The sequence below is a fragment of the Lactobacillus kitasatonis DSM 16761 = JCM 1039 genome (assembly GCF_000615285.1).
GTDB classification, from domain to species: domain Bacteria; phylum Bacillota; class Bacilli; order Lactobacillales; family Lactobacillaceae; genus Lactobacillus; species Lactobacillus kitasatonis.
The window spans coordinates 119,261-134,577 of sequence record NZ_BALU01000001.1; the positions used below are offsets into that span (position 1 = coordinate 119,261).

At 39.2% G+C, this 15,317-nt stretch carries 9 protein-coding genes, 2 tRNA genes, 3 pseudogenes and 1 other annotated feature; of the genes and pseudogenes, 4 read left to right on the forward strand and 10 right to left on the reverse strand.

All coding sequences use genetic code 11. From position 1 onward, the window contains the following. Window positions 1–40: 40 nt before the first annotated feature. A complete protein-coding gene (gene purB, locus JCM1039_RS00685; RefSeq protein ID WP_025014229.1) occupies window positions 41–1,336 on the reverse strand; it encodes an adenylosuccinate lyase in 1,296 nt (431 codons plus the stop codon). Window positions 1,337–1,342: 6 nt separating this feature from the next. Beyond that, on the reverse strand, window positions 1,343–2,632 hold the full coding sequence (locus JCM1039_RS00690) for an adenylosuccinate synthase (protein WP_025014230.1): 1,290 nt from the start codon (window positions 2,630–2,632) through the stop codon (window positions 1,343–1,345). A 201-nt stretch (window positions 2,633–2,833) separates the two neighbouring features. Here JCM1039_RS00690 and JCM1039_RS00695 point away from each other — a divergent pair, with 201 nt between their 5' ends. The 3 genes from JCM1039_RS00695 (at window position 2,834) to JCM1039_RS00705 (ending at window position 4,188) form a co-directional block, all read left to right on the forward strand. Continuing rightward, window positions 2,834–3,826: a GMP reductase gene (locus JCM1039_RS00695; protein ID WP_025014231.1), complete on the forward strand. Its 993-nt coding sequence runs from the start codon at window positions 2,834–2,836 to the stop codon at window positions 3,824–3,826. Window positions 3,827–4,032: 206 nt separating this feature from the next. Then, window positions 4,033–4,106 (forward strand) — tRNA-Arg (locus JCM1039_RS00700). 8 nt (window positions 4,107–4,114) lie between these two features. Beyond that, a tRNA-Pro gene (locus tag JCM1039_RS00705) sits at window positions 4,115–4,188 on the forward strand. Between the two features lie 58 nt (window positions 4,189–4,246). On the opposite strand, the pseudogene JCM1039_RS10120 reads toward JCM1039_RS00705, so the two are convergent. Further along, window positions 4,247–5,304 (reverse strand): annotated as a pseudogene (locus JCM1039_RS10120) (DUF871 domain-containing protein). A 121-nt stretch (window positions 5,305–5,425) separates the two neighbouring features. Next, window positions 5,426–5,670: a binding site (T-box leader), on the forward strand. Window positions 5,671–5,741: 71 nt separating this feature from the next. Here JCM1039_RS10120 and asnA point away from each other — a divergent pair. Further along, complete coding sequence (gene asnA / locus JCM1039_RS00715; RefSeq protein ID WP_025014232.1) at window positions 5,742–6,755, forward strand: aspartate--ammonia ligase; 1,014 nt, start codon at window positions 5,742–5,744, stop codon at window positions 6,753–6,755. A 52-nt stretch (window positions 6,756–6,807) separates the two neighbouring features. Here asnA and JCM1039_RS00720 read toward each other — a convergent pair whose 3' ends face one another. The 7 genes and pseudogenes from JCM1039_RS00720 to JCM1039_RS10130 all read right to left on the reverse strand — a co-directional run bounded on the left by JCM1039_RS00720 (window position 6,808) and on the right by JCM1039_RS10130 (window position 15,189). Next, on the reverse strand, window positions 6,808–8,199 hold the full coding sequence (locus JCM1039_RS00720; protein WP_025014233.1) for an APC family permease: 1,392 nt from the start codon (window positions 8,197–8,199) through the stop codon (window positions 6,808–6,810). A gap of 16 nt (window positions 8,200–8,215) precedes the next feature. Beyond that, window positions 8,216–8,944, reverse strand: a complete 729-nt coding sequence (locus JCM1039_RS00725; protein WP_025014234.1) for a gamma-glutamyl-gamma-aminobutyrate hydrolase family protein — start codon at window positions 8,942–8,944, stop codon at window positions 8,216–8,218. Between the two features lie 119 nt (window positions 8,945–9,063). Beyond that, window positions 9,064–10,440 carry an amino acid permease gene (locus tag JCM1039_RS00730; RefSeq protein WP_025014235.1) on the reverse strand — a complete coding sequence of 459 codons (1,377 nt, stop codon included), beginning with the start codon at window positions 10,438–10,440 and terminating at the stop codon, window positions 9,064–9,066. 36 nt (window positions 10,441–10,476) lie between these two features. Then, a pseudogene (locus JCM1039_RS10125) lies at window positions 10,477–11,298 on the reverse strand (amino acid permease). 200 nt (window positions 11,299–11,498) lie between these two features. Next, window positions 11,499–12,245, reverse strand: coding sequence for a hypothetical protein (locus JCM1039_RS00740; RefSeq protein ID WP_025014236.1), 747 nt, complete (start codon window positions 12,243–12,245; stop codon window positions 11,499–11,501). Window positions 12,246–12,321: 76 nt separating this feature from the next. Then, window positions 12,322–12,954 carry a signal peptidase I gene (gene lepB, locus JCM1039_RS00745; protein ID WP_025014237.1) on the reverse strand — a complete coding sequence of 211 codons (633 nt, stop codon included), beginning with the start codon at window positions 12,952–12,954 and terminating at the stop codon, window positions 12,322–12,324. A 118-nt stretch (window positions 12,955–13,072) separates the two neighbouring features. Then, window positions 13,073–15,189, reverse strand: a pseudogene (locus JCM1039_RS10130) (ATP-dependent Clp protease ATP-binding subunit). Between the last annotated feature and the right edge of the window lie 128 nt (window positions 15,190–15,317).

Consider the following 15,317-nt stretch of genomic DNA (forward strand, 5'->3'; position numbering starts at 1 on the left):
GGAATTTCTCCAAACGCTTATTTTGATAGGTATTTATTAATTAGTCCAAACCACATTTCTTGAAGATTTCATCAACATGACGTAAGTGATAGTGATAATCAAAGGCATCATCAACGTCTTTTTTAGAAAGGTAGTTCATAATTTCGCTATTTTCTACTAGAGGTTTAAATTGTTTTTGCTCGTTCCATGACTTAGCAGTCAACTTTTGAACCATATCGTAGGCCTTTTCGCGAGAAAGTCCTGCTTCATCAATCAACTTAAGAAGCACACGTTGTGAGTAAATCAAACCGTAGGTACGATCCATGTTCTTGAGCATAGTTTCTGGGAAGACATCCAAGTTGCTCAAAATACGGTTGAAGCGGTGCAACATGTAGTCGATACCGATTGTGGTATCAGGCAAAATTACACGTTCAGCACTTGAGTGAGAAATATCACGTTCGTGCCAAAGGGCAACATCTTCATAAGCTGTAACGACATGACCACGCAATACCCGGGCCATACCACAAAGGTTTTCTGAACCAATTGGGTTACGCTTGTGAGGCATTGCGGAAGAACCCTTTTGACCTGCACGGAAGTGTTCTTCAACTTCATGAATTTCACTTCTTTGAAGTCCACGAATTTCAGTAGCCCAGTTTTCAATACTGGTTGCAATCAAAGCAAGCATTGCAATGTATTCTGCGTGCAAATCACGTGGCAATACTTGGCTAGTAATTGGTTGTTGCGTTAAACCAAGTTGCTTCATAACGCTCGTTTCAATCTCAGGTGGAACGTTAGCAAAAGTACCAACAGCACCTGAAATCTTGCCTGATTCTACCCCTTTGGCCGCGTGTTCAAAACGTTTAATATCACGGTTAATTTCGGCATACCAACGAGCAAGCTTCAAACCAAAAGTAGTAGGTTCAGCTTGCACACCGTGGGTACGACCCATTTCAACAGTGTACTTGTACTTTCTAGCCTTTTCCGCAATGGTTTCCTTTAATTCATGCAAATCTTTTCTAATGATTTCATCGGCTTGCTTAAGCAAAAGTCCTTGTGCAGTATCTACTACATCAGTAGAAGTAAGGCCGAAGTGAACCCACTTCTTTTCAGGACCAAGGCTTTCAGAAACCGTACGGGTGAAGGCTACAACGTCATGATGAGTAACTTGTTCAAGTTCTGCCACACGTTCTGCAGTAAATTTAGCATTCTTAGCAATCTTTTCTGCATCTTCTTTTGGCACTTCGCCTTGTTCAGCCCAAGCTCTAGTAGCAGCAATTTCTACTTCAAGCCAAGCTGCGTATTTATTTTCATCAGTCCAAATTTTGCCCATTTCGGGACGAGTATAACGATCAATCATAAGTCTTTACATTTCCCATGGATTCTTTAAAACGATAGTTTGTTCACGGTCAGGACCAACTGAAACAGTAACAAGTGGTACACCAACCAATTCTGAAACGCGGTTCAAGAACTTCTTAGCATTTTCTGGAAGTGCATCCCAAGTCTTAACTTGAGTAATATCTTCATCCCATGCTGGAAGTTCTTCATAAACAGGTTTGCAGCGGTAGAGTTCTTTCAAACTTGCTGGGTAGTAATCAATCTTCTTACCATCAAGTTCGTAAGCAGTAGCAATCTTAATCTTGTCAAAACCTGAGAAGACATCAAGTAAGTTCAAGCTTAAGCCATTAATACCTGATACACGCTTAGCGTGACGAAGAGCAACTGAGTCAAACCAACCAACACGACGTGGACGACCAGTAACAGTACCGTATTCATGAGCAGTGTCACGAATTCTGTCACCAACTTCATCAAGAAGTTCAGTTGGGAATGGACCTTCACCAACACGAGTGGTGTAAGCCTTACATACACCAATTACAGTGTTCAAACGGTTAGCACCCATACCAATACCTGAAGCAATACCACCTGAAATAGTGTTTGATGAAGTTACGTATGGATAAGTACCTTCGTCAATATCAAGCATGGTACCTTGTGCACCTTCAAAGAGGACCTTTTCGCCATTATCAAGTGCATCGTTAACTAAAACTGAAGTATCGGTAACGTATTTCTTCATTCTTTGGCCGTATTCATAGTACTTGTCAAAGATGTCTTCAAACTTAAGAGCTGGCTTACCGTAAACCTTAGTAAATAATTCATTCTTAAGCTTTAAGTTAAGACGTAATTTTTCTTCAAAAGTATCTTTTTCAAGTAAATCACAAACGCGGATACCAATTCTTGAAGCCTTGTCCATGTAAGTTGGTCCAATACCATTCTTTGTAGTACCAATCTTGTTAGCACCCTTAGATTCTTCTTGGTATTCATCTTGCTTAACGTCGTAAGGCATAATGATGTGAGCACGGTTAGAAATTCTTAACTTGCTGGTGTCGATTCCGTTCTTTTCCAAGTTATCAATTTCACCAAACATAACTTCTGGATTGATAACTACACCGTTACCGATTACTGCACCCTTAGATGCGGCAAAAATACCGGAAGGAATCAAACGCATCTTGAATTCTTTACCATCAATATCAATTGTGTGGCCTGCGTTGTTACCACCATTTGAGCGAACTGCCATTGTGGCATCTTTACTCAAAAAGTCAGTAATCTTTCCTTTCCCTTCATCGCCCCATTGACTACCTACGACTGCAACTGCTGTCATTTGAAATTCACCTCATAAAAAAATCTCTATAAATATTACGTAAGCTAGTCTAGCAATTTGTGAATTATTAGTCAATGCGAAACCCGAATTATTTTATTTTCATTTTCTTTCATAGTTCGATTTCTATATTGACAAATCGAATTTCATCCCATATAGTAGTTCTCGTTTGGTAAAGCACTATCATTAAGGGAGCAAATTAAATTGAGTAATTATTTTAGTATGGAAGCCTTTGATTATGATGATATCCAACTTATTCCTAATAAGGGAATCATCAAAAGCCGTCGTGACGCGGATACCAGCGTTAAGTTCGGAAACCGAACATTTAAAATACCGGTTGTCCCAGCTAACATGGAAAGCGTCATTAATGATGATTTAGCCGTTTGGCTAGCAGAAAACGGCTATTACTACGTTATGCACCGTTTCCAACCAGAAAAGAGAATTCCTTTCATTAAGATGATGCACAAGAAAGGCCTCTTTGCTTCTATTTCAGTTGGTATTAAAGACAGCGAATATGATTTTATCGATGAATTAGTTAAGCAAAACCTTAAGCCTGAATACATCACTATTGATGTGGCACATGGTCATTCAGTTTATGTAATCAAAATGATCAAGTACATTAAAGAAAAATTGCCTGATTCATTTTTAACTGCTGGTAACATTGCTACACCAGAAGCTGTTCGTGAACTCGAAAATGCTGGTGCAGATGCCACTAAAGTTGGTGTTGGCCCAGGTCGTGCATGTATCACTAAACTTAAGACTGGTTTTGGTACTGGTGGTTGGCAACTTGCTGCACTTCGTATGTGTAGTAAGGTTGCTTCTAAGCCACTTATCGCAGACGGTGGTATTCGTCATAACGGTGATATTGCGAAGTCAGTTCGTTTCGGCGCTACAATGGTAATGATTGGTTCAATGCTTGCAGGACACCAAGAATCTCCAGGTAACGTCATTAAGATTGACGGCAAGACTTATAAGCAATACTGGGGTTCAGCTTCAGAAGTACAAAAAGGTGCTTACAAAAACGTGGAAGGTAAACAAATGTTAGTACCATTCCGCGGCTCAATTAAAGATACTCTGCGTGAAATGCAAGAAGATTTACAATCATCAATTTCTTACGCAGGTGGTCGCGATCTTAATTCTATTAAATTAGTCGACTACGTTATTGTTAAAGACAATATTTTTGATGGTGATAGATAAGCGAATACTAATCGCTTTCTTTACAATTTCATTATTTTCTTGTTAATAATTTTGAGATAGTATAGTTTTATTGCCATTTTTTCGATAGAATAGTATAGGTCTAGTTACTGGAGGGTAGACAGTAACTAGGCTTTTTTTATATTTTTTCCAAAATAATTGGACATCAATCGTATTTGTGTTATACTAATTGAGTTGAAAGAAAAGACGCGCCCTTAGCGCAACTGGATAGAGTGTCTGACTACGAATCAGAAGGTTGAAGGTTCAAATCCTTCAGGGCGCACTTAAAAACGGGAAATGGCTCAGTTTGGTAGAGCACCTGGTTTGGGACCAGGGGGTCGCAGGTTCGAATCCTGTTTTCCCGATAATATTAAAAGAAGTATTTCCTAGGAAATACTTCTTTTTTGTTTTTATTCTTCTGTTTTAATCCTGCTTGGCTGATTTTCTAAAGATTACGCGTGTATTCGAGCCGATATAATCAAGCAGAGCTAAATCGTACGTCTTAACTTGCCCTAAGACGTTAACTTTTTGGTCACATGGTAAATCACGCTTAGTAATCTGAATCTCGCCTTCATAGCGCTGATATAAGTTATTATCGATAGTCACGCTACCCTTTGGTCGTGCATAAATATTGTCTTGAGGCTCAGTAGGCAAAATTCTCTTTTCCCTACTCTCTTTTAATCTAACAACATCACGAGCTACATCAGATCTATTATGCCATTCATTTTCAAATAATTCTGGAATTTCAGTATCCAAATGAAGCGTAATTGCGTCTTCTTTTTCGTAATTAGTGATTGTCTCGATTGCATCCCTAGTTAATTGCGGATCCCCTACAAAAATGTAGTCACAATCATATCGCTTTAATTCCAAAATTGCAGCCAATGGATTCTCATATCTTTGCTTTTCAAGCGTTGGCAATCCAGCAAAGATTGGACCACGCAACTTGCCATTCCCTGCAATAAAGGCCGCGGTCTTTAAATCGTATTTGTGCAGCCACTTATTTTTCTCATGCATCCAGTGTGCTTCAAGCCCAGTTTCAGGCCGTGGGTAGAAGTTATGGCCTGCAGTCAGCTTTTCAAAATTAGCATTGCTGTATTTTAAATTATCAATATCGTCCTGCGTAATAGTGCTAGCATTAAGTACTACCGGAATCTCTTTAGAAAGCTTGGCGATCATTTCGATTGAAAAGCCTCATCTACCCGAATGCCTGTCAAATTCAAGCTTTCAATTTGTTGAACACTATTAACATTAATATCTAAATTCTGCAGAATTGGTTCTGAAACATCTGCTATAATTTTTAAATCTAATTTTTGACACCAATCAGTTAAATTAGCTAATCTCTTTAAAATAGTTTCACTATCGGTATCTGCCGCTTCAAGCTGCGTAAATACACACTTGAAGCCACTATTTCGCATCGCTAATAAATAATTGTAATCCTCGGAAGTTAAATCATGTGCGAGATAAACTGAAAAACCTAACATTCTTATCCTCTAAATTTATGAATATCTTTTATATCTATAAGTAAAACGTTTTCTCAACTATCATAGCACAAATTTTTCTTGCTTTTTTGTTTGAAATATTGTTAAATACATATAAATAAATTAAAAAGCTATGAAAAAGACGAGTAAATAATCTAATTCTTTCCAGTGAATTAGTGCTAGTGCGAAACTAATAGACCCTGGATTATTGAAAAACACTTTTAGCAGCTCACCGAACTAACAATTCTTATAGTAGGTTGAGACGTCTCCGGTACGTTACCACGCCGGTGGAGCATGATAGTGCTTCATGAGGAGGTCTATTTATAGACAACATGGGTGGTACCGCGGAAAAAGCCTTTCGTCCCTAACAACTGGGGAGCGAAGGGCTTTTTCTTTACTCTCAACTAAATAAAGAAGTTATTTTCAGAAAGAGGATTTTTATGGAACTTATTTTACCTAAAGATTATCATCCAACCTTAACTGTTCGTGATACCGAAGCCGCAATTGTTTACATTCGTGAAACTTTCCAAGACAAGCTTGCTTCTATTTTAGGCGTACAAAGAATGTCTGCACCAATGTTCGTTGAGAAAAACACTGGTTTAAACGACAACTTAAACGGTGTTGAACGTCCTGTAGCTTTTGACATGAAGGCTATGCCAAAAGACGATACAATCGAAGTTGTTCACTCTCTTGCTAAATGGAAGAGATTAGCTCTTAAGAGATACGGCTTCGGTACGCATGAAGGTCTCTACACTAACATGAACGCCATTCGTCGTGATGAAGACCTTGACAACTTCCACTCAATCTACGTTGACCAGTGGGATTGGGAAAAGATCATCCGCAAGGAAGAACGTAACACTGATACTTTGGAAATTACTGTTAACAAGGTCTTCAAGGCAATCAAAGAAACTGAAAAATTAGTTTCAGCTCGTTACCCTGGTTCTACTTACCGTTTAGGCGATCACGTTTCATTCATTACTACTCAAGAATTGGAAGACCGCTGGCCTGAACTTTCACCAGAAGAACGTGAAGACAAGATTGCTAAGGAAGAAAAGGCAGTCTTCATCATGAAGATCGGTGATAAATTAAAGCGTAGCGGTAAGCCACATGACGGCCGTGCACCTGACTACGATGATTGGCAATTAAATGGTGACTTAATCTTCTGGTATGAACCTTTACAAAAGAAACTTGAAATTTCTTCAATGGGTATTCGTGTTAGTGAAGAAAGCTTACGCGAACAACTCAAGAAGGCACACTGCGAAGAACGTGCTAAGTTGCCATTCCACCAAATGCTTCTAAAGGGTGAATTACCATACACTATCGGTGGTGGTATTGGTCAATCACGTCTCTGCATGCTTTTACTTGGTAAAGCCCACATCGGCGAAGTACAAGCAAGCATCTGGCCAAAAGACATGGTTGAAAAGTGTGAAGCAGACCACATTCATGTACTTTAAAAAACGCAATAAAAAAAGTGCATCAGCTGATGCACTTTTATTTTTTACTCAATTATTTCCGTTCGCTTCTTGAAATCCAAGACATGATCAATGGCAAAATTACGAAGCCGAAGACCATCATTGCGATGGCATACCAGTTAACGCCAACAATTTGACCTGCCGCATTAGCTACACCGAATTGGGCTTTCCAGTTGTATTCGACAAGCAAGAAGGCAACAATCACAATTGATAAAATTGGCACAACAACGTCAGTCCAGATATTCTTGTTAGCCTTTAAAATTTCTTCCTTGGTCTTGCCACGGTAGAATTGGATAACCGCAATTGGCACAACGATGAAGCCCAAGAATCTAACCATCGCACTTAAAGTGATCAAGTTAACCATGTTGTATTCAAAGGCCATTGGAATTAAAATTGCCAAACCAACTGAGATAAAGAAGGTTCTAATTGGAAAGTTATTTTTAGTTCTCTTAGTAAGAGCCTTTGACATTTGACCTTCACGAGCCATTGCTTCCAAAATACGTGGTGCGTTAAAACTGGATGCTACGTTGATACCAAACATAGAAACAAGTGCACCAACTAAGATCACGTCACGCAAAATCTCATTATTGAAAATTGCAGCAATAGCAACTACTTGCTTTGTAGTCATAAGAGCCTTTGGATTAAGCACCATAGCTACCGCTACAACGCCGATGTAAACCGCCGCAATAATTAAAATTGCCAAAGGAATGGCACGTGGCAAGTTCTTTTCTGGATCCTTCATATCTTCAGAACCTGAAGCTACTGATTCAAAACCGGTAAAGGCATAAAAGGCTGAAACGATAGCCATAACGAAAGTAGTAGTGGTTAAAGTAGATACGATCTTTTGACCGTTTTGAGTAATTTGATCAACTTCTGACAAGTTGCTTGAAGCACCAGTGGTAATTAACAATATTACCCCGGCAATAATGATCAAAACTAAGGCTGCAAGCTTACCAATAGTGGCTAAGTTCATAACCCACTTTAATACACGTTGACCAAACAAGTTGATGATTGTAATGATTGCCATCAAGATCAAGAATCCAATCGTTACGTTCAATGCCTTATTTGGATCGCCACCAAAGATGGAAATGGTTGACTTGATAACTCCGACAGCCATTACGCCCCATGCAACGCTGGCTGAAAAGTAACGGAGTACACCCATGTAAAAGCCTACCTTGTCACCAAAAGCGGCCTTAGAATAGGCATAAGCGGCACCTGACTTAGATACATATTTTGATGCAGCCGCAAAAGAAACTGCCAAAATTGCGGCAAAGATTGCAGCAATAAAGTAAACAATTAGTGCTTTAGAACCGGCTTGTTGAACCACGCTACCTGGTGTCAAGAAAATACCTGAACCGATGATGGCGTTAATGGCTAACAAGACGATTGACCAGAAGCCTAATTTATCTCCTGTTTTCTCATTCATTTAATGTTTTCTCTCCCTATTTTGCATTCTCAATTACAAATTTGAATAAATTATTCATGAAGGCAACTTTAGGATTACGGTGCAGCATTTCCGGATGCCATTGAACCGCAATTACGTTACCTTTTTTGTTTTCTAATCCTTCAACAACACCATCTGGAGCTACAGCAGAAGCAATTAAATCTGGTGCAATATCCTTAATCAATTGATGGTGGAAAGAATTAACTTGAAATTCAGTCTTACCTAAAATTTCAGCAAGTTTACTATCTGGCTTAACTTTCATTCCGTGAGTTGGTAAATCTGGCGTATGGCCTTGCATATGCTTCAAAGTTAATTCCTTGCGGTAAGAAAGATCTTGATAAAGCGTGCCGCCGTGCGCAACGTTAATGATTTGAACGCCACGACAAATACCAAGAACCGGAATTCCATTTTCTTCGGCCAATTTAAGCAAGCGCATATCAAAGTGATCACGCTCTGGCCAAGTTGCGCCAATTTTTTGTAAAGGTTCTTCACCGTAACCATGTGGATCAACGTCGTGGCCACCAGAAAGGATTAAACCTTGTACATGGTTAAGTTGTTCCCTAATTACCTCTTCGTCTTCAGTGAATGGAATGATATAAGGTACACCACCATTTTGCACTACTGAATCAACGTAGTCCTCGTTGACATAGCTACGATGATAGCCTGGGAAAATACCTCCATTGTCTATAATTACGGAACCAGAGATTCCAATAATTGGTTTGTTCATACTGTACTCCTCCTCACTTACTTTTTATATGTGATTAATATTATAATTAATCTAACAAAAAAGTCCAATCACTATTTGTAATTGGACTTATAAGTTTGACTTATTCTAAATTTTGATGTCTATTTAGCCTTTTTACGATGCTTAATTACATAAACTACAGCTGCCACGATCAAAACAATGGCACCAACTGTAACTGAAACACGTGTCTCCGGATTAATGAACATGAAGATTACGATTAAAGTTAATATGAGCAAAGCAAAGTAATTCGAATATGGATATAGTGGCAATTTAAATGGATGCTTTTCCATTAAATGCGGATTCTTACGTCTAAATCTTAATTCTGCAAGCAAGATAACGAACCATGCCACCATTCCTGGTAAAACTGAGGAACTATATACAACGACGAAGACATTTGCCAAGGATTTATTAAAGAATTGAATAATCACATTCAACATAAAGCCGATGAAAATTCCTGACGTAATCCCAATAATGGCATGACTTGGAACAATTCTCTTTGAAACATACTTAAATGTCTTAGGTGCTTCACCTTCATGAGCTAGTTTATAAAGCATTCGACTTGAAGAATAAATACCTGAGTTGGCACCTGATAAGGCTGCAGTTAATACAACAAAGTTAATTACTGAAGCCGCAGCCGTAATTCCTACTTTGGCAAACGTATTAACAAATGGTGAACCAATGCTTCCAAGTTCATTCCATGGATAAATTGTCACAATGACAAAAATAGCACCCACATAGAAGATTAAAATACGCCATAAAACAGACTTAACACTTTTCACGATTGCTTCTTGAGGATTGGCTACTTCACCAGCAGAAATCCCAACTAATTCGATTCCTTGGTAAGAGCCAACGATAATGGCCATTGAGAAAATAAAGCCTTTAACTCCGCCAGTGAAAAAGCCGCCGTGACTCCATAAGTTTGAAAAGCCAACTGGATGACCGCCATTACCGAAGCCAAATAAGATGACCATAAAGCCCAATACAATCATCAAAATGATCGTAACTACTTTAATCATCGCAAACCAGAATTCCAGCGTTGCATAAGCCCTAGCACTAGCCAAATTAGCTAATAACAAGAACAAAATTATAACCACACCAGCGATCCAGTCACTTGTTCCTGGCCACCAGAAACGTAAGTATTCCGTAGTCGCAACAACTTCTGAAATACCTACGACGATATATTGAAAGACATTTGCCCATTCTGCCAAATATCCAGCAATTGGATGCACGTGTGCTGATGCATAATCCGCAAAAGATCCGGTACCAGGATCAACATAGAGCATTTCTCCCAGAGCTCGCATTACGATATATAAAATCAATCCTACAAACATGTAAGCAAGCAGTACTGATGGGCCAGTCCACTTAATAGTTGAAGCTGATCCCATAAATAGACCCACTCCGATCGCTCCCCCGAGCGAGATCATTTCCATTTGTCCGGCCGTCATCGACCGCTTTAATTCAGGTGCTTTCTTCGCCATACACAACTCCCCTTCTTAGCATCTGCAAAAAATCACCTAGGAAATACTTTCATTCTTCTTGATAAAACTATAACTAATCGCCAAAATTACGATAAAAATAATCGAAATAATTAAAGCCAATTTTGTTGATTCAATAAAGAACAGCAAAATTAAAATTGCAACATAAAATACAATTGTGACCCAGCTAGTCAAAGGATAACCAGGCATTCTAAATTCACCGAGGTTGTCCTTATTTTGTCTACGGTACACAACATGCGCAGCCATGATCATGATCCAAACGATAACGAAACAGATGGTAGAAACTGTCGAGACCACATCGAAGATCTTAGCTGGCATGACATAGTTCAATATTACCACTACAAATAAAATCGTTGATGAAGTCATTAAAGCATTCATTGGAATATCTTTATGCGGATCAGCTGCGGTGCCGCCCTTAACCTTGGTTTGCAGCACGATCATCACAGCACCCGTAACGATTAGTGCAACGATAGCGATCACTTTGATCATGGAGAACCAGCTTTCAAGCTCCCCAAATAGACCGACATTAACCATGTTAATTAGCATTAATAAAACGACGATGACCAGTGATCCGACCCATTGCGGCAGCCATGGAAACCAGTAACGCAGATAGATCCCTGTAGCGGTCAAATCGGCCATGGCCAAACTAAGCCAGCAGGCCCAATAGGTTCAGCCTGCTAAAAATTCGGCACGCTTACCTAAATACTTTTTAATCGATTCCAAAAATGAGTGGCTGTTGGGATCGGCTAAAATCAATTCGCCTAACGCACGCATCATAAAGAACGTGATAATCCCGACGATCAAATACGACAAAATAATCGAGGATCCGGCACTGTGAATGGCCGAACCTGCCCCTTAGAATAAGCCTGTACCAATGACGCCCCCTATTGCGATCATTGTTACATGACGGCTTTTCAGTCCCCGTTTTAACTTTTTACTCTCATTCACAGTGTCACCTTACCTAAGTAGAAAAAAGGAGCGACCGACAATGAAACGGACGCTCCATCAAAATTCTTTTTGTTTTGAATTATAAAGCCATCTTACTTTTTGCGCAATTCTTTTTTGGCATGATTGTTCAAGTAAGCAGTAAAAATCAGAATTGCGATCGCTACCAAGCCAAAGACGATTGCACTTACATCTAGTACTCCCATCATTGGGAAGCAAACAATGATCTCAAGCACCATCAAAGCGGTAGTAATCCAGGCCACTTTACCGCGATAAAACTTCAACCAATTGATCACCGCGTAAACGATGTCTAAAACTACCAGAAGCAAGATTCCATAAACAAAGACATATTGTCTCCAAAGTGGCAAAGCCCAAATTGATGCGCCACTTGTTTCTAGCATAATGATCAACATAAATGCAATAAGTCCTACTTCCAGGCTGAGCACGATACGCATAAACACTAGTAACAGTTCCATGTTGTTGTGATCCATCTCTAAGTTAAAGTAGATTAGGCCCAGAATCGCAGGCGAAGCAAGTAGAACCATAAATAGTGAATAAAGTGCGCTATTAATTTGTCCTATACCCAGTGGCATTCCTGATAGAGCTTGGGCAAGCGTAAAGAAAATCGTAACCATCAAAGCTACAATCATCACTACTCGAACCCAATATTTTTTATCCGCAAACCAAAACGAAATAGCCGCAATAAAATATGCAATTCCAAAAATGGCTGCTTCAACAGCTGAATAACTTGGCCAGCGCAAAATGAAAGCTAGGATTCCTGATGCAATGGCCAAAACTGACAATATTATTTTGATAATTAAATCAAATGTTTTCTTATTCATATTCCTATCTCTTTACTCGAATTGTATTACTTTCATTATAACAAAAAGGATATTTCCGAAGAAATATCCTTTCAGTTTAATATACTTTGAATTGATTGAATGGCCAGTATCTTAGCTTAACGACACCCACAATGTTCTTACGCTTGATCGTACCGATATAACGACTATCCTTTGAAACACTTCGGTGGTCACCCATTACGAAGTAGGTTCCTTTAGGAATACGGTTTTGTTGATTAATATACGTTAATTGCGACTTGGTGTAGTATTGCGCAAATTGGCGTGATCTAGCAAGTGACTTCATTGTGAAGTTTTGCGTAGCTGCAAAGCTAGTATCAGTTGCAGTGTCTTCCATCTTCCGGCCTTGAGTCAGCCATGGTTGAGCCAACTTCTTGCCATTGATATAAATTTGATTGTTCTTGCTGACGATCTTTTCGCCAGGAAGACCGATCACACGCTTAATATACAAAGCACCTGGTTCATCCGGTGCCTTAACGATTACTACTTCACCACGTTTAATTGCGGCATGACGCACAGAAATTAAACGTTGTCCGTTTTCAAAACTCGGTTCCATTGATGGGCCGGAAACTGTATCGTTGCTCAAGACAAAGCGGAAGAGCAAGAAAAAGATTCCCATTAACACGGCCCAAATAATTACTACATCAAGGACAAATCTGCCCCATGATTCATTTTCTTCTTTTTGTTTAGCCATATAAATCTCCAATAGTTTTTTTACTTAGAATACAGCTAAACACAAAATTTAGCAAAAAAGCCGTGATACAAAAAAAGGATATTCCCGGGGAAATATCCTTTTAATAATTAACTACTAATTAGTCTTCTTTTTTGTCGTCAGCCTTAGCTTCGTCTTCCTTAACCTTTTCTTCAATCTTTGGAGAAATGTCGAAGATTGCTTTGCCGTTCAAGTACAAGTGCTTGTCGTCAGCAGTAAATTCAACCTTCTTAGTGTCAGGTTCTCTTAAGATCAACTTAGCAGCTGAAGTTTCAAGGTTTTGTTCAACAACTCTTCTAAGTGGACGAGCACCGAACTTCTTGTCGTAACCCTTTTCTGCCAAGAATGCCTTAGCTTTGTCTGAAACTTCAACAGTTACACCCTTCTTAGCAAGTACGTGGGACATCTTCTTCAAGTAAATGTTGATGATCTTGCCCATGTCTTGTTCAGTAAGTGAGTTGAATGGAACGATTGCGTCCAAACGGTTCAAGAATTCAGGTCTGAAGTAGTTTTCAAGAGCTGAGATTAACTTGTCTTGGTCAACCTTGCCGTCTTCAAGAAGCTTGTCTGAGAAGCCTGCGTTTGAAGTCATAATCAAGATAGTGTCTTTGAATGAAACGGTTCTGCCTTGTGCGTCAGTCAAACGACCATCGTCCATAATTTGGAGAAGTGCGTTGAAGACTTGTGGGTTGGCCTTTTCAATTTCATCGAACAAGATCAATGAGTATGGTTGGTGACGAACTTTTTCAGTTAATTGACCACCTTCACCGTAGCAACGTAACCAGGAGCTGAACCGATTAACTTGTTAACAGCCATCTCGTCTTGGTATTCACTCATATCCAAACGGATTAAGTGGTCTTTGTTACCAAATAATTGGATAGCTAATTGCTTAGCAAGTTCAGTCTTACCAACACCAGTAGGACCAGTAAGTAAGAATGAACCAGTAGGACGATCGCTGTCTTTAAAGATTTGCTTACGAGCAATAGCGTCAGTAATTACATCGATTGCTCTGTCTTGGTCAATAACGTTTTGCTTTAACTTCTTAGCAAGGTCTAAGTTCTTTTGAGCTTCGTCAGCGTGGAGTTCGCTCATAGGAATCTTAGTCTTTTGCTCAATAATTTCGTAGATGTCTTTCTCAGTTACTTCTGGAGTATTCTTAGTGTCTACGTTCTTAAGTTGCTTTTCAAGGTCAGCAATCTTGTTCTTAATTTCTGAAGCCTTGTCGTAGTCTTCAGCCTTAGCAGCTTCCACCTTCCTAGCTTCAAGAGCATTGATTTGATTCTTCAAGCTCTTTTCATCAGTTGGTTGTACAAGCAAAGCTTTCTTAGCACCAGCTTCATCCATCAAGTCGATGGCCTTGTCTGGTAAGTAACGACCTTGAATGTATCTTTCTGATAATTCAACGGCTAATTTAAGGCTGTCGTCAGTGTATTTTACGTGGTGGTAGTCCTCGTATTTCTTCTTCAAGCCTTCCAAAATCTTAACAGCTACATCAGTAGTAGGTTCTGGAACTTGTACAGCTTGGAATCTACGTGATAATGCTGGGTCTTTTTCAATTCTTTGGAATTCGCTTGTAGTAGTAGCACCGATTAACTTCAAGTCACCGCTTGCAAGAGCTGGCTTCAAGATGTTAGCAGCGTCACCGTTGTTGTTTTCTGAATCAGTAGAACCTGCACCTACAATGTTGTGTAATTCGTCGATGAATAAAACAATGTTAGGATCACTCTTAGCTTTGTCGATAACTTTCTTAAGTCTCTCTTCAAAGCTACCACGAAGGCTTGAACCAGCAACCATGTCGTTAATATTTACTGAAATAATGTGCATGTTTGCCATCTTAGCTGGAATGTTGCCAGAAGCAATTCTTTCAGCCAAGCCTTCTACGATAGAGGTTTTACCAACACCAGCAGGTCCAATTAAAACTGGATTGTTCTTCTTACGTCTTGATAAAATTTCGATTACGTTATCGATTTGTTCATCACGACCGATAACTGGGTCGAATTTGTTGTTCTTTGCTTTTTCAACTAAATCTTCACCAATTGTTTTTTCATTTTGCTTTTGAGGATTTTGTTGAATAGTTTGTGGGGTTGCTCCCATGTTGCTTGAGTAGTTAATTGGAATTGAACCTGAGTTGCCACTTTTCTTGCCGAAGTCGTCATTAAAGAATGAGCTGTTCAATTCGTTAAATAAGTTGTCAAAATCATTGTCAAAGTATGCCATATATGCAAACACTCCCTATAAATAAATTTAAGTCTTTTAGCACTCGACGTCTTTGAGTGCTAACTTGTTACATTTATTAGTATAGCAGGTTATCCACAGAATGCAAGTTTTTTTAGTGAGTTTTCCAC